Source organism: Pseudomonas sp. NFX183, assembly GCF_047943075.1.
GTDB lineage: Bacteria > Pseudomonadota > Gammaproteobacteria > Pseudomonadales > Pseudomonadaceae > Aquipseudomonas.
Genome location: NZ_CP181333.1, coordinates 3,774,591 through 3,791,106 on the forward strand (window position 1 = coordinate 3,774,591; position 16,516 = coordinate 3,791,106).

The following is a 16,516-nucleotide window of genomic DNA, read 5'->3' on the forward strand; positions in this document are numbered from 1 at the left end:
CTTGCTGTCATCGGGCGCTATCGGTTATCAATTTGTACATGATTAGACATGTCCGATTTGATAAGAAAAAACGCGTCGTCGACGAGCTTATCCGCCGTATCGAGGCGGGGGTGATGGCCGACGGTTTCCTGCTGCCAGGCGAGCACCAGTTGGCCGAAGAGTTTGCGGTCAGCCGTGGCACGTTGCGCGAAGCCCTGGCCGAGCTCAAACGCCGCAACTACATTGCGACCCAGAGCGGCGTCGGCTCCATCGTCACGTTCGACGGCATGGTGCTCGACCAACACAGCGGCTGGGCCCAGGCCCTGGCGGATACGGGGGCGCTGGTCACCACCGATGTGCTGCGCCTGGAAGCCGTGACCCGGCCCGACCTGCTCAGCCGTTTCGGCAGCGACCAATTCATCGCCCTCGACCGTCGCCGGCGTACCACCGATGGCACGGCGGTGTCGCTGGAGCGCTCGCTGATGCCCGCCTCCGGTGGCCTGGAAGGCCTGCCCCGCGTCGGCCTGATCGACAATTCCCTGACCATCACCCTGGCTGCCTACGGCTACGTCGGCGCCGAAGGTGACCAATGGATCGGCGCCGAGCCCCTCAGCGACGAAGACGCCGAGCTGCTTGGCCGCCCTGCGGGTACGGTGTTTCTCAAGGCTTCGCGCACCACCTACGACCGCCGCGAGCGCTTCATGGAGTACGTCGAAAGTTTGCTCGACCCTCTGCACTTTCGCCTGCACCTGCAGTTTGGAGCATCAAAATGACCCCGCAAAACCGCGCCCTCGGCGCCTTCTACGGCCTGGCGTTGGGCGACGCATTGGGCATGCCCACCCAGTCCTTGAGCCGCGAGCAGGTGCAACAGCGCTTCGGTGCCATCACGGGTTTGGAAGACGCCGACGCCGACCAACCCATTGCGCCAAACATGCCGGCCGGTTCGATCACCGATGACACTGAGCAGGCGATCCTGGTCGGCGAGTTGCTGGTTGAGGGCCACGGCAAGATCGAACCGACCGTGCTCGCCCAGCGCTTGATCGACTGGGAAGCGGCGATGCGCGCCAAGGGCTCCCAGGATTTGCTCGGGCCATCGACCAAGCGCGCCATCGACATGATCCTCGCCGGCCACACCCCGGAAGAGTCCGGGCGCTATGGCACCACCAACGGCGCCGCCATGCGGATCACGCCGGTGGGAATCGCCGCCGATGTCAGCGACCCGGCACGGTTCATCCAGGCGGTGATCCAGGCCTGCCAGGTCACCCACAACACCACGTTGGGCATCTCCAGCGCGGCCGCTGTTGCGGCGGTGGTCTCAGCCGGTATCAACGGCGTGGACCTGGGCGAAGCGCTCAACATCGGCACGCAGATCGCCCAGCAGGCGGAAAACCATGGTCACTGGATTGCCGGTGGGCGTATTTCCACGCGCATCAGCTGGGCGCGCACCTTGAGCGTCGGCAGCGGCGACAAGGCCCTGTTTGCCGACCTGCTTTACGAACTGATTGGCACCTCTGTCGCCTCCCAGGAATCGGTGGTGGTGTCGTTTGCCCTGGCGCAGCAAGTGGCGGTGGGCGCGATGAATGCTTTTGAAGCCGTGTGCCTGGCTGCCAGCCTTGGCGGCGACACCGACACCATCGCCGCGATGCTCGGCGCGATGTTGGGCGCGTGCCTGGGCATGCAGTGCTGGCCGCCAGCGATGATTGAACAGGTCAAGCGGGTCAATGGCCTGGACTTGCAGCCGCTGGTGCAGGGGCTGCTGCAAATTCGCTAAGCGCCGCAGGCATTGAACTCGCAGAGTCAGGAAGACCGAGAGTCGATTCACCTTGAGTATCTGCCACAACCACAACAATACAGGCACCAGGAGCACCCCTCATGAGCAGCACTTCTTCCGGCCAAAGTGCCGGGCAATTGGAAACACGCGGTATCGAACCGGTCCCTGAAGGCGAGTGCAACGGTCATCCGCTGCAACTGTTCTGGGTGTGGTTCGCGGCCAACATCAGCATTCTCGGTTTGCCGCTGGGCGCAACCCTCGTGGCGTTCCGTGGCCTGGCGATCTGGCAGGCGATCATCGTCGCAATCCTCGGCGCCGCCGGCTCGTTCGCCGTGGTGGGCATCATCTCGATTGCCGGCCGCCGCGGGCGTGCACCGAGCCTGACGCTGTCCCGCGCGATCTTCGGCGTGCGCGGCAATATCGGCCCGACCCTTGTGTCGCTGATGTCGCGACTGGGCTGGGAAACCGTCAACACCACCACGGCAGCATTCGTGTTGCTGTCGTTGTGTTCGATCCTGTTCCACTCGCCGGTCGAAGCCAAAAGCGCGCCCGTGCTGACACTGATCTTCATCGCCATCTTCGTGCTGCTGACCCTGTCCGTCTCCGGTCTGGGCCACGCGACCTTGCTGGTGATCCAGAAGTGGGCGACCTACGTATTTGGCGCCTTGAACATCCTGGTGGGCGGCTTCCTCTGCGCCACCATCGACTGGAGCGCGGTGTTCAACGCTACGCCGGCGCCGCTGAGCGCGATGATCATCGGCGTCGGCACCATGGCGGCCGGCACCGGTATCGGCTGGGCCAACGCCGGTGCCGACATGTCGCGCTACCAGCACCGCAGCGTCAAGGCCGTGCGCCTGGTGGCCTCCGCCGCGTTTGGTGCGGGGATTCCGCTGGTGTTGCTGATCACCCTCGGCGGCTTGCTGTCGGTGGGCAACAACGACTTGGCCTCGGCCACTGACCCGATCATCGCGATCCGCGACATGCTGCCCACCTGGATGGCCGTGCCGTACCTGATCACCGCGTTTGGCGGCCTGCTGCTGTCCAATAACCTGTCGGTGTACTCGGCGGGCCTGACCACCTTGACCCTTGGCTTGAAGGTCAAGCGCGTGCACGCGGTGATCGTCGACATCGTCGCGATCTTCGCCGGTTCGATCTACTTCATGCTGATTGCCGACAGTTTCTACGGCCCGTTCATCACGTTCATCTCGCTGCTGGCGGTGCCGATTACGGCGTGGGTCGGGATCTTCGTGGTCGACTTGATTCATCGCCACTACTACAGCCCCAAAGACTTGCTGGACGTGAGCCCAAGCAGTGCCTATTGGTATCGCGGCGGCGTGGAATGGCGTGCGTTCGGCGCCTGGGCCGTGGCCATCGTGCTGGGCTTCAGCTTCACCACCATCGGCACCACGGCCGAAAACATCTGGTTCGCCGGGCCGCTGTCCGACTCATGGCTGGGTCACAACGGGCTGGGCTGGATCGTCACCTTCCTGGTGGCCGGCGGAATTTACGCAGTACTGGGCGGCGCAGCTGACCGTCGTCCGGCTTTAGTAGAGAGCCCCAATGTCTAGATTGCTGCACACCGGCCAGGTCATCGTCGACCTGGTCATGGCCCTCGACACCTTGCCTGCAACCGGCGGCGATGTGCTGGCGCGGTCTGCCAGCTTTGAAGCCGGCGGCGGTTTCAACGTGATGGCCGCCGCCCGACGCAATGGTCTGCCGGTGGTTTACCTCGGCCGCCATGGCAACGGCCGTTTCGGCGACCTGGCGCGCGCGGCCATGCAAGCCGAGGGCGTAGAGATGGCCCAGGCGACCAGCGACGGCAAGGACACCGGCTTATGCGTGTCGCTGACCGAAGCCACCACCGAACGTACCTTCATTTCGCATATCGGCGCTGAAGGGGATTTGAGCGCCGAGGACCTGGCGAACGTCGTGCCGCGCGCGGACGATTACGTGTACGTCAGCGGCTACAGCCTGTTGCTCGAGGGCAAGGCCCAGGCATTGCTTGATTGGCTGCTGGCGCTGGCGCGTGACATCACGGTGGTGTTCGACCCGGGGCCGCTGGTCAAGGCGCCGGACTCGGCGCTGATGGTGGCCTTGCTGCCGCGCATCGACATCTGGACCAGCAACGGCCCGGAAGCCCTGGCGTTTACCGGCGCCGGTACCCTGGCCGAGGCACTGCTCGAACTCGAACGGCACTTGCCTGCCGATGCGTTGCTGGTGGTGCGCGATGGGCCGAACGGGTGCTGGGTCAGCCTTCAAGGCGAGGCCAGGCATGTGCCCGGCTTCAAGGTGACCGCCGTGGACAGTAACGGCGCCGGCGATGCGCATGCCGGTGTGTTTCTTGCGGGGTTGGCCAAGGGCTTGAAACCGGCTGATGCGGCACGCCGTGCCAATGCGGCCGCAGCGCTGGCGGTCACGCGCTGGGGGCCGGCAACCTCACCTGGGGCTGCCGAAGTGGATGCGTTGTTGGCAGAATAGGCGCCACTCAGCACGGAGCGACGCCATGACCCAGAATATCTACGACACGCCAGCTTTCTTCGAGGGCTACAGCAAAATGGGCCGCTCGGTCGAAGGCTTGGCCGGCGCGCCGGAGTGGCCTGCCTTACAGGCAATGTTGCCGCCGATGGCTGGCTTGAAAGTGGTGGACCTGGGCTGTGGCTATGGCTGGTTCAGCCGCTGGGCGCAGGAGCAGGGCGCGGCTCATGTGCTGGGCTTGGACGTGTCGCAGAAGATGCTGGCGCGGGCCAAACAGATGACCTCTGCGGCGACCATCACCTATGCCATCGCCGACCTGGAACAGCTCGACCTGCCTGCTGCCTCGTTCGATCTGGCCTACAGCTCGCTGGTTTTTCATTACATCGTCGATCTGAAGGGGCTGTTCGAGCGTATTCACCACGCCCTGGTGCCCGGTGGCCGACTGGTGTTTTCCATCGAGCACCCGATCTTCATGGCACCGCGCAATCCGGGCTGGCTGGTCGATGATCAAGGCCGCAAAAGCTGGCCGGTGGATGGCTATCAATTGGAAGGGCCGCGGGTGACCCATTGGTTGGCCGAAGGCGTGATCAAGCAGCACCGTACGCTGGGCACGTTGCTCACTCTGATGATTCAGGCGGGGTTCACGCTCAGTCACGTGCAGGAGTGGGGGCCAAGCGAAGCGGACCTCATTGCTCGGCCAGCATTGGCCGAAGAACAAGAGCGCCCCATGATGCTGCTGGTGTCGGCTCACCGCTGACTCTGGATGTGCAACGCAAAACACAATGTGGGAGCTGGCTCCCACATTGTGTTTGTTGTGTCGGCAAGGCCGGCGTCAGCCAGCCTTGCGCAGCGCTTCGATCAGCTCATCCTTGCGCATGCTCGACCTGCCCGGAATATCCTTGACCCGAGCTTCTTTCAGCAAGCTTTCCTTGGTCTGCGTCGCCAGCGAAGTGCGGCCGGTGCGAGGGTGACCCTCGCGGCTGGCGGCAGCTCGCTTGGCCGAATCACTGCGTGCCTCGGCTTTTTTCTGCGGCGATTTGCGCTGGCCCGAACCGCCGGCTTTGTCGCCGCCGCCGGACTGCTTGTTGACGGTGGCCCACGCGCGGGCTTCGGCTTCTTCCTTGGGCACGCCTGTGTGCTCGTAACTGTGTTCGATACGGGCGGCTTTGCGCTTCTGTGCGGCGGTGTATTTAGCTTTGCTTCCAAGAGGCATTGCGATACTCCAACTGGCCCTGTTGTCAGGGCCAGACCAGACAAAATGGATTACTGGGTGCTTTCGCCTTCCAGCTTGCGCGCCTCGTCAACGCCTGACGCGGTCAGCTTGATCGGCAGGTTCAACGAGTATTCACCGGCGTCGTCGGTGGTCACATGCCCATCCTTGATAAATCCACGGTCCTGCAGGAACGCCAAGACACTGGCAACCTCCTTCCCGCCGCGGTAGTTATCCAGCACCTCCTTGCCCAGACCGTTCGGGTGGGCGTGCAGCAGGCGGGTGAGGACTTCTTTTTCAAGGTTTCTATCGACGTTCATGCGTACCTCTTCACTGGGAATGATCGGGTGTCGGTGTCGTTATGGATGCTTCAAGGCGCAGGTTGTTTTGGGGCGCCAGGGATGTTCGAGTCGTCGCCTTTATTGACCTTCGGCTCATTGCTGATGCCGGGGCCCATTTTGCCGTTGCCGACTGCAGCCGGTGCCTGGCGTTGGGTGTCGTTACCCTTGGTACGAGGGTCAGCGCCAGCGCCGTTGTCGATGATCGCGCCGCCATTGGTGTCCAGGCCGGTGCCCATCGAATCCTGGGATTCCTGGGTGGCGGGGCTTGGCGGGCTGCCGACCGGGTCGGTCTTGCCGGTCGAGGAAGTGGCGGCAAAGGCGTTCAGCGACGCGGCAGACAGCAGGCCGGTGAGGGCGAGGGCGGCAAACTTGGAATTCTTCATGGGGGTGTCTCCATATGATTAATGTCCTTACCCTTTATTGGTCAGCCCCCGTTGGCGGTTCGTGCCTTGATGGCGACGAACGGTCTTAGCTCACCTGTAAGATTTTGTGTGCAGAGGCTTTGCGCCACACCAGCCGCGCCACCGTGATCAGCCAATTCAACGACGCCACGCCCACGACAATTGCCATCAATGTCGGCAGGCCGTAATCGACGATGATCCTGCCCGCCAGCCAGGGAAACCCGAACACGCCGACAAAGTACGCCAGGCTGAACAGCAGCAATGCCTGGGACGTGGTGCCGGGCGGTGCTTCGTTGGCCACCAGCCCGTTGATCACCGAATACGTCAGGCCGTAACCCACTCCCAGCGTGGCGGCGGCCAGCAAGTAGCTGAAATTGCCGCTCACGCCCACCGCAAACAGCACGATCGACCCGAGCATGATCCCCGACAACACACACGCCGCCCGGTAGGCATCACGTTTGACCACGTGGCCTGCGATCAACAGACGGCTGGTGATCGCAGCGCTCAGGAACCCGGCGAAGAACAGCGAGTAGTCCAGGCCATGCGCGGCCGCATAGCTGGTTTGAAATGACGAAAGCCCGCCAAACACACATCCTCCCAGGCCGACCATGAGGATTGCGAACCCGGCCTTGGATGACAGCACGCGACGGCTGGCGGCCCAGGAAATCCTCGAGGCCGGCACATTCGCGTGTTGTTTGAGGCGGGCGCCCATGCGCCAGAACATCAGCACCCCGGCAAAGCTGGCCAGCCCGGCAATATAGAAGGCCGTTGTCAGCGGCAGGTCCAGCGCACTGGCGGCTCGGCCGAGCAACGGGCCGGAGCCGATCCCGCTCAACATGCTGCCCGACAGCAGGGCAAAGTATTTGGCTCGCTGCTGGGGCTCCACCAGCAGGCTCACGATGATCGGGCCCAAGGTGTAGAACACGCCCCAGCCCAAACCAAGGGCCAGCCCGAACACCATCAAGCCTTGGCCGAACCCCGGCGTCAGGGCGAAACCCAGGCAGGCCACCACCAGCAATACGCCCATTCCCGCAATAGCCCGCGCGGCCCCGACCGCATCGGCCAGGTGCCCGGAAAACACCACGGCCACAAAGGTACTGAGCATCGCCGTGGAGATCACACTGCCCGCATCATGCTCGTTGCCACCGCGTGAATGGATCAGCAGTGACAGCAGAAACGTCGAGCCGTACGACAGCGACAACAGGAAGCTGGCCAGGCAGAACAGGGCGAAGAGCGTCGCGCCTTGCTTTTTTTCGGGTGCAGTGGCGTGCATGGGGTAAGCCTTGGAATAGTTGGAGTTGTGGCCAACTTTTACCACGCACGCTGCGACCGATTGTTCTGTGCTTGGTGGTGCTTGCTTTAGCATCCGCTGGAGTAAGGCGCCCTGACTGCACGAAAATGCGCTGCAATCAGTCATGAAAGCGCCTTAGTATGTGGGCTTTCAAATTGCCCAAGGCCCGCCCATGACCATCGAGATTCGCCCTGCCGTGCCCAGCGATGCTGCGCAGATCCTGACCTTCATCACCGAGCTTGCCGAATACGAAAAGGCCCGGCATGAAGTGATCGCCAGTGTGGCGGATATCGAGCGCAGCCTGTTCAGCGAGGGCGCCACCGCCCATGGCCTGATCTGCTCGCGGGACGGCCTGCCGATTGGCTTTGCGGTGTTCTTTTTCAGCTATTCCACATGGTTGGGCAGCAATTGCCTGTACCTCGAAGACCTCTACATCAACCCCGAACAGCGCGGCGGCGGGGCGGGCAAGAAATTGCTGCGCCACCTGGCGAAGATCGCCTGCGACAACGGCTGCGGACGTTTCGAATGGAGCGTGCTGGACTGGAACGAGCCGGCGATCGCCTTCTACAAGTCCATCGGCGCACAACCGCAGGAAGAATGGGTGCGTTACCGCATGGAAGGCGACGCACTGCGCGATTTCGCCCAGGGCTGAAGCCAACGCGCTGTAACCCCAAAAGATCAAATGTGGGAGCGGGCTTGCCTGCGATGGCGGTGTATCAGTAACAACCAAGCCGCCTGACCCACCGCCATCGCAGGCAAGCCAGCTCCCACACTTACTCTGCGACAGACCGAAATCTCGCACCCGCCGCAGCCCAAATGTGGGAGCGGGCTTGCCCGCGAAGGCGGTGTATCTGTACCAACCAAGCCGCCTGACCCACCGCCATCGCAGGCAAGCCAGCTCCCACACTTACTCTGCGACAGACCGAAATCTAGCACCCGCCGCAGCCCAAATGTGGGAGCGGGCTTGCCCGCGAAGGCGGTGTATCTGTATCAACCAAGCCGCCTGACCCACCGCTATCGCAGGCAAGCCAGCTCCCACCTTTATTGGCGACAGACCAAAATCTCCGCACCCCCGCAATCCAAATGTGGGAGCCGGGCTTGCCCGCGAAGGCGGTGTATCTGTAACAACCAAGCCGCCCGACCCACCGCCATCGCAGGCAAGCCAGTTCCCACCTTTATTGGTGACAGACCAAAATCTCCGCACCCACTGCAATCCAAATGTGGGAGCGGGCTTGCCCGCGAAGGCGGTGTATCTGTACCAACCAAGCCGCCTGACCCATCGCTATCGCAGGCAAGCCAGCTCCCACACTAATGAGCGACAGAGCAAAATTCCGCATCCACCTCAGCCCAATTGTGGGAGCCGGGCTTGCCCGCGATGGCGCTCGTCCGGCCAACCCTTCACCTCTGACCCACCGCATTCCCAAGCAACCCCACACCCGCACTTCTCAGCTTTTGTTTCACTATATGGGATGCAAATTTATATATTGAGATATTTCAAAAGATGGGTTTATAGTCGCCTGCATCAGCACTCACTACCAAAAATAAAACAGGTGAAGCGATGCAGCCCCAACCGTTGTCATTACCCGCCGTGCCGGAACCCACCTACGGCGAGCGGCTGAAAAACAAAGTGGTGATCATCACCGGCGCCGCTCAAGGCATTGGCGAGGCGATTGTCGCCTGCTTCCAGGCCCAGCAGGCCCGTCTGGTGATCGCGGATATCCAGGCTGAAAAAGTCCAGAGCGTCGCCGCCCACTGGCGCGAACGCGGTGCCGACATTGTCGCGCAGGCCGTCGACATCACGTGCAAAGAGCAATGGCAGTCGCTGGTTAACCTCACCATCGAGCGCTTTGGCCGTGTGGATGTGTTGGTCAACTGCGCCGGCGTCAACGTGTTCCGCGACCCACTGGAAATGACCGACGAAGACTGGCGCCGCTGCTTCGCCATCGACCTCGACGGCGCCTGGTACGGCTGCCGTACGGTGCTGCCGCACATGATCGAGCAGGGCATCGGCAACATCATCAACATCGCCTCCACCCATTCCAGCCACATCATCCCCGGCTGCTTTCCCTACCCGGTCGCCAAGCACGGCCTGCTCGGCCTGACGCGCGCGCTTGGCATCGAATACGCGCCCAAGGGCATCCGTGTGAATGCCATCGCGCCGGGCTATATCGAAACCCAGCTCAACGTCGATTACTGGAACGGTTTTCCCGACCCGCATGCCGAGCGCCAGCGTGCCTTCGATTTGCACCCCCCCAAGCGCATCGGCCAGCCGGTCGAGGTGGCGATGACGGCGCTGTTCCTGGCGACTGACGAGGCGCCCTTTATCAACGCAACCTGCCTGATGATCGATGGCGGGCGTTCTGTGATGTACCACGACTAAAATTTTTCGATAACAAGAAGAGGTGGTTCATGTTCAAGAAAACACTCGGTGCCCTGGCGCTCGCCGCAGCCTTCAGCGGCTTCGTGTCTGCCGAAGAGGTAAAGATCGGCTTTTTGGTCAAGCAGGCAGAAGAGCCCTGGTTCCAGACCGAATGGGCCTTCGCCGAAAAGGCCGGCAAGGACCAGGGCTTCACCGTGATCAAGATCGCCGTGCCCGATGGCGAGAAAACCCTGTCGGCCATCGACACCCTCGCCGCCAACGGTGCCAAAGGCTTTGTGATCTGCCCGCCGGACGTGTCACTGGGCCCGGCGATCATGGCCAAGGCCAAGCTCAACGGTTTGAAAGTGCTGGCGGTGGATGACCGTTTCGTCGACGCCAAAGGCAAGCCCATGGAAGACGTCCCTTACGTCGGCCTGGACGCCTACAAGATCGGCCAGAAACAAGGTGAAGCCATGGCCACCGAAGCCAAGCACCGCAACTGGGACTGGAAGGAAACCTACGCCGTCATCAACACCTTTGACGAGCTGGAAACCGGCAAGAAGCGCACCGACGGTTCGGTAGAAGGCCTCAAGGCCGCCGGTTTGCCCGCCGACCACATCCTGTTCAGCGCACAGAAAACCCTCGACGTACCGGGCAGTATGGATTCGACCAACTCGGCACTGGTGAAACTGCCGGGCACCGCGAAAAACCTGATCATCGGCGGCATGAACGACAGCACCGTGCTGGGCGGTGTGCGCGCCACCGAAAGCGCCGGGTTCAAGGCGGCCAATGTGATTGGCGTGGGCATCAATGGCACCGATGCCATCGAAGAGCTCAAGAAATCAGACACCGGTTTCTACGGCTCGATGCTGCTGAGCCCGGACGCTTCCGGCTACAAAACCGCCACGGCGATGTTCGAGTGGGTGACCAAAGGCACTGAGCCGGCCAAGTTCACCGCCCTGGACAACGTGACCCTGATCACCCGCGCCAACTTCAAGGAAGAGTTGAGCAAAATCGGTCTGTGGAAATGACCGGCGCGGCCTTGCGCTTCAACGGCATCGGCAAGGATTTTCCCGGGGTCAAAGCCTTGGCGCAGATCAGCTTTGAAGCGCGACCGCACTCGGTGCACGCGCTGATGGGCGAGAACGGCGCGGGCAAATCGACCCTGTTGAAAATCCTCGGCGGCGCCTACATTCCGAGCAGCGGCACGGTGCAGATCGGCGAGCAGACCATGGACTTCAAGTCTGCCGCCGACAGCATCGCCAGCGGCGTCGCGGTGATCCACCAGGAGCTGCACCTGGTGCCGGAAATGACCGTGGCCGAGAACCTGTTCCTCGGGCATTTGCCGTCGCGTTTCGGCGTGGTCAATGGCGGGTTGCTGCGCAAGCAGGCGCTGGCGTGTCTCAAAGGCCTGGCCGATGAGATCGACCCGCAGGAAAAACTTGGGCGGTTGTCGCTGGGCCAGCGTCAGCTGGTGGAAATCGCCAAGGCGTTGTCGCGTGGCGCCCATGTAATTGCCTTCGACGAACCCACCAGCAGCCTCTCTGCGCGGGAGATCGACCGTTTGATGGCGATCATCACGCGCCTGCGCGACGAGGGCAAAGTGGTGCTCTACGTGTCGCACCGTATGGAAGAGGTGTTTCGTATCTGCGATGCGGTGACGGTGTTCAAGGACGGCCGTTTCGTGCGCACCTTTGACGACATGGCCACGCTGACCCACGACCAATTGGTGACGTGCATGGTCGGCCGGGATATTCAGGACATCTACGACTACCGCCCGCGTGAGCGCGGCGAGGTGGCGCTCAAGGTCGAGGGCTTGCTGGGCCCGGGCTTGCGCGAAGCGGTCAGCCTTGAGGTGCACAAAGGCGAGATTCTCGGCCTGTTCGGGTTGGTTGGCGCGGGGCGTACCGAGTTGTTTCGGCTGCTGAGCGGATTGACGCGGTCCACCGCCGGGCAGCTGCAGCTCTTTGGTGAAAACCTGCACCTGCGCTCGCCGCGTGATGCCATCGATGCCGGCGTGCTGCTGTGCCCGGAAGACCGTAAAAAGGAAGGCATCATCCCGCTGTCCAGCGTCGCCGAGAACATCAACATCAGCGCACGCGGTGCCCATTCCACGTTTGGCTGGCTCTTGCGTGAGGGCTGGGAGAAGGGCAACGCCGACCATCAAATCCAGGCGATGAAAGTCAAAACGCCGAACGCCGAACAGAAAATCATGTACCTGTCCGGCGGTAACCAGCAGAAGGCCATTCTCGGCCGTTGGCTGTCGATGCCGATGAAGGTGCTGCTGCTCGATGAGCCGACGCGCGGCATCGACATCGGCGCCAAGTCGGAGATCTACCAGATCATCCACAACCTGGCTGCCAGTGGCATCGCGGTGATCGTGGTGTCCAGCGACTTGATGGAAGTCATGGGCATCTCCGACCGCATCCTGGTGATGAGCGAAGGCGTACTGACCGGCGAGTTGAACCGCGATCAGGCGGACGAAGCACAGCTATTGCAATTGGCACTTCCGCGTACGCGGGCTTGAAGAATTCGAGGTGAATGATGTCGCAAATAAAAACTGCAAAGAGCTTCTGGCCGGGTTTTAACCAGCGCAAGTTTCTTGATGATTGGGTGATGCTGCTCGCTGCGTTGAGCATTTTTGTGCTCAGCGCGTTGTTTATCGACAACTTCCTCTCGCCGCTGAACATGCGCGGGCTGGGCCTGGCGATTTCCACGGTGGGCATCGCCGCGTGCACCATGTTGTTCTGCCTGGCGTCGGGGCACTTCGACTTGTCGGTGGGTTCGGTGATTGCCTGCGCCGGCGTCGTGGCGGGGATTGTGATTCGTGACACCGACAGCGTGGTGCTCGGCGTGTCGGCGGCGTTGGCCATGGGCCTGGTGGTGGGGCTGATCAACGGCATTGTCATCGCCAAGCTGCGCATCAATGCGTTGATCGCCACCTTGGCGACCATGCAGATCGTGCGCGGCCTGGCCTATATCTTCTCCAACGGCAAGGCCGTCGGCGTGATGGACGAACGCTTTTTCGTGTTCGGCAACGGCCAATTGATGGGCGTGCCGGTGCCGATCATCATCACCGTGCTGTGCTTTGTGTTCTTCGGCTGGCTGCTCAACTACACCACCTACGGGCGCAACACCATGGCCATCGGCGGTAACCAGGAAGCGGCGTTGCTGGCCGGGGTGAATGTCGATCGCACCAAGATCATCATCTTTGCCGTGCATGGTTTGATCGGCGCGTTGGCGGGGGTGATTCTGGCCTCGCGCATGACCTCCGGCCAGCCGATGATCGGGCAGGGCTTTGAGCTGACGGTGATTTCCGCCTGTGTGCTGGGCGGCGTCTCGCTGAGCGGCGGCATCGGCATGATCCGGCATGTGATTGCCGGGGTGCTGATTCTGGCGATCATCGAGAATGCGATGAACCTGAAGAACATCGACACCTTTTACCAGTACGTGATTCGCGGTTCGATCCTGTTGCTGGCGGTGATTATCGACCGCATGAAACAACGCTGAAGCCTTGCCCTGTGGAGATCCAAATGTGGGAGCTGGCTTGCCTGCGATAGCGGTGTGTCAGCCTGCACATTGACTGCCTGACACGCCTCATCGCAGGCAAGCCAGCTCCTACAGTGGATCTCCTCTGTTCAGGAGGGCTGCTTTTGCCATAATGGCGCCGTTTTCGTACTTCCCAATAGGCCCGATATGCAGGAAAACGCCCACATCCCCGTCAAAGACGCCGCGCCCACCGGCACCCAGACTCTGTTGCGTGGCCTGGGCGTGGTGCAGGCAGTGGCGGCCGGTGCGCGGGATCTGAAAGAGATCGCCCGGCGCATCGGCACCACCCGCAGCACCACCCACCGCCTGGCCAGTTGCCTGGTGGAGGAGCGTTACCTGCGCGTGGTGCCGCAAGTCGGTTACCTGTTGGGGCCCAAGCTGATCGAGTTGGGCTTCCAGGCCCGTGAAGAGTTGCCGTTGGTGAGCCTCGCGGTGCCGTATCTGGATGAGTTGTCGGTGCTGACCGGCGACACCATCCACCTGGCGATCCGCGAATACGACGACGTGCTTTACCTGCACAAGAATCCCGGCCGTAACGGTCCGGAAATGCGCTCGCGGGTGGGCCATCGCATGCCACTGGCGCGCACGGGTGTGGGCAAGGCGATGTTGCTGGACGACTCGGTGCACGAGTGGCAGCGCCTGTATGAAGCCAGCCTTCCGGCCGGTGGCAAGAGCCAGCAGTGGCCGCAGCACCCGGAGCAATCCTGGGCGCAGTTCGAGCAGCGCATGCGCGAATACGTGGCGGGGGGGTATGCGTTCGATCTGGAAGACAACGAACCGTCGATCCGTTGTGTGGCGGCACCGGTGCGCGATGCCAGCCGGCGAATCGTCGCAGGCATCAGCATCGCCAGTACCGTGCCCTACATGCCGCTGGAAAAAATGGCCGAGCTGATCCCTGTGATCAAACAGGTCGCAGCGCGGCTGTCAGCGGAGTTGGGCGCGAAGGCCTGATCAGGCCTTCAAGGTCGCCATGTCGATGACAAAGCGGTACTTCACATCACCGGCGATCATGCGGGTGTAAGCCTCATTGATCTGGCGGATGTCGAGCATTTCGATGTCGCAGGTGATGTTGTGCTCGGCGCAGAAGTCCAGGACTTCCTGGGTTTCGGCAATACCGCCGATCAACGAACCGGCCAGCACCTTACGGCCCAACACCAGCTTGGCGGCGTTGACCGGTGGATCGACCGGTTCGATCAGGCCGACCAGAATGTGCACACCGTCAAAGCGCAGCACGTCGAGGTAGGGGTTCAGGTCGTGCTGCACCGGAATGGTGTCGAGCAGGAAGTCGAAGCTGCCGGCGGCGGCTTTCATTTGCTCGGCGTCGGTGGACACGATCACGTGGTCGGCGCCTTGGCGACGGCCTTCTTCAGCCTTGCTCGCGGAGCGGGTGAACAGCGTGACTTCTGCGCCCATCGCCTTGGCGAACTTGATGCCCATGTGGCCCAGGCCACCCATGCCCAGCACGCCGACTTTGTCGCCCGCTTTCACGCCGTAGTGCTTGAGTGGCGAGTAGGTGGTGATGCCGGCACACAGGATCGGTGCGGCGCTGGCCAGGTCGAGCTTGGCCGGGATTTTCACCACAAAGTGCTCGCTGACCACGATGCTGTCGGAGTAGCCGCCCATGGTGTTGCTGCCATCGACCCGATCCGGGGTGGCGTAAGTCATGGTCGGGCCTTCGAGGCAGTATTGCTCCAGGTCCGCGTGGCAGGCGTCGCAGTGGCGGCACGAATCAACCATGCAACCCACGCCGACCAGATCGCCGACTTTGTGCGCGGTGACGCTGGCGCCGACGGCGGTGACTTTGCCGACGATCTCGTGGCCCGGCATCAGCGGGTAAACGGCAATGCCCCACTCGTTGCGCGCCTGGTGGATGTCGGAGTGGCACACGCCGCAGTAAAGAATCTCGATGGCCACGTCATCGGCGCGCGGGCTGCGGCGTTCGAAGGACATGGGGGCGAGGGGAGTGGTCGCCGACTGGGCGGCATAACCGATGGCGGTATACATGAGGAAACCTCGCAACAGGAATAACTAGGGAGGCGGCGCATTCTCCGCGCCGCGCCCCGATGCGGCCATGGCGATTGCTCCGAGTCTCATGCCTATTCGTCCGGGAGTGCCCCTTGTTTGGATTTATGTGCCCTCAGACCTGCGATGATGCTCTCATCCCTTTTTCGCGAAGTTTTTTGCCATGTTGTTGACCCGCCATCTCGACGCCAACGCCACGTTGGTGGCCTTGATAAAAGGGCTTACGCCCTGCGACGGATTTTCGCCGACGAACCTTCCCGGCGTGCAGGTCCTGCGCGCCAGCTGCGACGTGGCGCGCGGCCCGCAGATCTACGAGCCGAGCCTGATGATCGTGGCCCAGGGCAGCAAAGTCGCCTACCTGGGCCCGCGTACGCTGGAGTATGGCGCCGGGCATTATTTGATCCAGGCGATGCCGGTGCCGTTTGAATGCGAGACCTTTGCCCTGCCGAACGCGCCGTTGTATGGCGTGACGGTGGGTATTGATCGGGTGGTGCTGGGCGAGTTGGTCATGGCCATGGGCATTCAGGCCGGGCCGCCGCCGGCAGCGCAGACGCTGGAGTCGATGAGTTCGGTGGTGCTCGATGATGCGATGCGTGGGTGCGTCGAGCGGCTGTTGCAGTGCCTGCACGATCCGCTGGAAAGCCGGATCATGGGCCCGGCGCGGGTGCGCGAATTGTTGTTCACCGCGTTGCGCGGGCCGCAGGCCGATGTGTTGCGGGCATTGGTGGAGCAGCAAGGGCAGTTTTCGCGCATCGCCACGTCGTTGAATCACCTGCATGCCCATTACGCCGAGCCGCTGAATATCGAGACGCTGGCCGGTTATGCGCACATGAGCGCGTCGACGTTTCACGAGCATTTCAAGCGCTGTACGTTGTTGTCGCCGGTGCAGTATTTGAAGCGGCTGCGCTTGCTCAAGGCGCAGCAGTTGCTGCTGGTGGACGGCCTGAGCGTGGCGCAGGCGGCGCACAGTGTGGGGTATCAGAGTACGTCGCAGTTCAGTCGCGAATATAAGCGCTATTTCCTGCGTAACCCCGGTGAAGAGCGGGCTGCCTAGATTCTGTTGATTCAACGCGGTCAATGTGGGAGCTGGCTTGCCTGCGATAGCGGTGGGCCCGCTA

At 62.3% G+C, this 16,516-nt stretch carries 17 protein-coding genes; 12 read left to right on the forward strand and 5 right to left on the reverse strand.

Translation table 11 applies throughout. The features are described 5' to 3' along the window. Positions 1-38 precede the first annotated feature (38 nt). The 5 genes from ACM530_RS17630 to ACM530_RS17650 all read left to right on the forward strand — a co-directional run bounded on the left by ACM530_RS17630 (position 39) and on the right by ACM530_RS17650 (position 4,982). Positions 39-752: a GntR family transcriptional regulator gene (locus ACM530_RS17630; RefSeq protein ID WP_145159269.1), complete on the forward strand. Its 714-nt coding sequence runs from the start codon at positions 39-41 to the stop codon at positions 750-752. After that, positions 749-1,750, forward strand: coding sequence for an ADP-ribosylglycohydrolase family protein (locus ACM530_RS17635; protein WP_416362776.1), 1,002 nt, complete (start codon positions 749-751; stop codon positions 1,748-1,750). Before ACM530_RS17630 ends, ACM530_RS17635 begins: the two co-directional genes overlap by 4 nt. A gap of 101 nt (positions 1,751-1,851) precedes the next feature. Next, positions 1,852-3,318 (forward strand): purine-cytosine permease family protein, encoded by a 1,467-nt coding sequence (locus ACM530_RS17640; RefSeq protein ID WP_176997913.1) that lies wholly within the window; start codon positions 1,852-1,854, stop codon positions 3,316-3,318. Then, positions 3,311-4,228, forward strand: a complete 918-nt coding sequence (locus tag ACM530_RS17645) for a PfkB family carbohydrate kinase (RefSeq protein WP_242196099.1) — start codon at positions 3,311-3,313, stop codon at positions 4,226-4,228. Before ACM530_RS17640 ends, ACM530_RS17645 begins: the two co-directional genes overlap by 8 nt. Before the next feature lie 25 nt (positions 4,229-4,253). After that, a complete protein-coding gene (locus ACM530_RS17650; RefSeq protein ID WP_416362777.1) occupies positions 4,254-4,982 on the forward strand; it encodes a class I SAM-dependent methyltransferase in 729 nt (242 codons plus the stop codon). 75 nt (positions 4,983-5,057) lie between these two features. Here the strand turns inward: ACM530_RS17650 and ACM530_RS17655 are convergent, their stop codons facing one another. From ACM530_RS17655 to ACM530_RS17670, 4 genes are all read right to left on the reverse strand, one after another. Next, positions 5,058-5,438, reverse strand: a complete 381-nt coding sequence (locus ACM530_RS17655; RefSeq protein WP_416362778.1) for a termination factor Rho — start codon at positions 5,436-5,438, stop codon at positions 5,058-5,060. Between the two features lie 50 nt (positions 5,439-5,488). Beyond that, positions 5,489-5,755, reverse strand: coding sequence for a hypothetical protein (locus ACM530_RS17660; protein WP_106576174.1), 267 nt, complete (start codon positions 5,753-5,755; stop codon positions 5,489-5,491). Positions 5,756-5,805: 50 nt separating this feature from the next. Then, complete coding sequence (locus ACM530_RS17665; RefSeq protein WP_145159255.1) at positions 5,806-6,159, reverse strand: hypothetical protein; 354 nt, start codon at positions 6,157-6,159, stop codon at positions 5,806-5,808. Positions 6,160-6,244: 85 nt separating this feature from the next. Then, the gene (locus tag ACM530_RS17670; RefSeq protein ID WP_416362779.1) at positions 6,245-7,450 is read right to left on the reverse strand and encodes an MFS transporter; all 1,206 of its coding nucleotides are present in this window, start codon (positions 7,448-7,450) and stop codon (positions 6,245-6,247) included. A 190-nt stretch (positions 7,451-7,640) separates the two neighbouring features. On the opposite strand from ACM530_RS17670, the gene ACM530_RS17675 reads away from it, so the two are divergent. The 6 genes from ACM530_RS17675 to ACM530_RS17700 all read left to right on the forward strand — a co-directional run bounded on the left by ACM530_RS17675 (position 7,641) and on the right by ACM530_RS17700 (position 14,327). Then, positions 7,641-8,120, forward strand: a complete 480-nt coding sequence (locus ACM530_RS17675; protein ID WP_119742815.1) for a GNAT family N-acetyltransferase — start codon at positions 7,641-7,643, stop codon at positions 8,118-8,120. 906 nt (positions 8,121-9,026) lie between these two features. Next, positions 9,027-9,848, forward strand: coding sequence for an SDR family oxidoreductase (locus ACM530_RS17680; protein WP_416362780.1), 822 nt, complete (start codon positions 9,027-9,029; stop codon positions 9,846-9,848). Positions 9,849-9,877: 29 nt separating this feature from the next. Further along, a complete protein-coding gene (locus ACM530_RS17685; RefSeq protein ID WP_106576180.1) occupies positions 9,878-10,858 on the forward strand; it encodes a substrate-binding domain-containing protein in 981 nt (326 codons plus the stop codon). Then, positions 10,855-12,354, forward strand: coding sequence for an L-arabinose ABC transporter ATP-binding protein AraG (araG, locus tag ACM530_RS17690; RefSeq protein WP_416362781.1), 1,500 nt, complete (start codon positions 10,855-10,857; stop codon positions 12,352-12,354). The genes ACM530_RS17685 and araG overlap by 4 nt, the downstream gene beginning before the upstream one ends. A gap of 17 nt (positions 12,355-12,371) precedes the next feature. Then, positions 12,372-13,337: an L-arabinose ABC transporter permease AraH gene (gene araH, locus ACM530_RS17695; protein WP_106576704.1), complete on the forward strand. Its 966-nt coding sequence runs from the start codon at positions 12,372-12,374 to the stop codon at positions 13,335-13,337. 186 nt (positions 13,338-13,523) lie between these two features. Further along, positions 13,524-14,327 carry an IclR family transcriptional regulator gene (locus ACM530_RS17700; protein ID WP_416362782.1) on the forward strand — a complete coding sequence of 268 codons (804 nt, stop codon included), beginning with the start codon at positions 13,524-13,526 and terminating at the stop codon, positions 14,325-14,327. On the opposite strand, the gene ACM530_RS17705 is transcribed toward ACM530_RS17700, so the two are convergent. Beyond that, a complete protein-coding gene (locus ACM530_RS17705; RefSeq protein WP_017138342.1) occupies positions 14,328-15,380 on the reverse strand; it encodes an NAD(P)-dependent alcohol dehydrogenase in 1,053 nt (350 codons plus the stop codon). A 181-nt stretch (positions 15,381-15,561) separates the two neighbouring features. Between ACM530_RS17705 and ACM530_RS17710 the strand changes: the two genes are divergently transcribed. Beyond that, entirely contained in the window at positions 15,562-16,452 is an 891-nt protein-coding gene (locus tag ACM530_RS17710) for an AraC family transcriptional regulator (RefSeq protein ID WP_242196086.1), read from the forward strand. Positions 16,453-16,516: the final 64 nt, after the last annotated feature.

Bases quoted from the DNA above. Each gene is read 5' to 3' on its own strand.
- ACM530_RS17630 (WP_145159269.1), top strand. From the start codon at position 39: ATGATTAGACATGTCCGATTTGATAAGAAAAAACGCGTCGTCGACGAG.
- ACM530_RS17635 (WP_416362776.1), top strand. From the start codon at position 749: ATGACCCCGCAAAACCGCGCCCTCGGCGCCTTCTACGGCCTGGCGTTG.
- ACM530_RS17640 (WP_176997913.1), top strand. From the start codon at position 1,852: ATGAGCAGCACTTCTTCCGGCCAAAGTGCCGGGCAATTGGAAACACGC.
- ACM530_RS17645 (WP_242196099.1), top strand. From the start codon at position 3,311: ATGTCTAGATTGCTGCACACCGGCCAGGTCATCGTCGACCTGGTCATG.
- ACM530_RS17650 (WP_416362777.1), top strand. From the start codon at position 4,254: ATGACCCAGAATATCTACGACACGCCAGCTTTCTTCGAGGGCTACAGC.
- ACM530_RS17655 (WP_416362778.1), bottom strand. From the start codon at position 5,438: ATGCCTCTTGGAAGCAAAGCTAAATACACCGCCGCACAGAAGCGCAAA.
- ACM530_RS17660 (WP_106576174.1), bottom strand. From the start codon at position 5,755: ATGAACGTCGATAGAAACCTTGAAAAAGAAGTCCTCACCCGCCTGCTG.
- ACM530_RS17665 (WP_145159255.1), bottom strand. From the start codon at position 6,159: ATGAAGAATTCCAAGTTTGCCGCCCTCGCCCTCACCGGCCTGCTGTCT.
- ACM530_RS17670 (WP_416362779.1), bottom strand. From the start codon at position 7,450: ATGCACGCCACTGCACCCGAAAAAAAGCAAGGCGCGACGCTCTTCGCC.
- ACM530_RS17675 (WP_119742815.1), top strand. From the start codon at position 7,641: ATGACCATCGAGATTCGCCCTGCCGTGCCCAGCGATGCTGCGCAGATC.
- ACM530_RS17680 (WP_416362780.1), top strand. From the start codon at position 9,027: ATGCAGCCCCAACCGTTGTCATTACCCGCCGTGCCGGAACCCACCTAC.
- ACM530_RS17685 (WP_106576180.1), top strand. From the start codon at position 9,878: ATGTTCAAGAAAACACTCGGTGCCCTGGCGCTCGCCGCAGCCTTCAGC.
- araG (WP_416362781.1), top strand. From the start codon at position 10,855: ATGACCGGCGCGGCCTTGCGCTTCAACGGCATCGGCAAGGATTTTCCC.
- araH (WP_106576704.1), top strand. From the start codon at position 12,372: ATGTCGCAAATAAAAACTGCAAAGAGCTTCTGGCCGGGTTTTAACCAG.
- ACM530_RS17700 (WP_416362782.1), top strand. From the start codon at position 13,524: ATGCAGGAAAACGCCCACATCCCCGTCAAAGACGCCGCGCCCACCGGC.
- ACM530_RS17705 (WP_017138342.1), bottom strand. From the start codon at position 15,380: ATGTATACCGCCATCGGTTATGCCGCCCAGTCGGCGACCACTCCCCTC.
- ACM530_RS17710 (WP_242196086.1), top strand. From the start codon at position 15,562: ATGTTGTTGACCCGCCATCTCGACGCCAACGCCACGTTGGTGGCCTTG.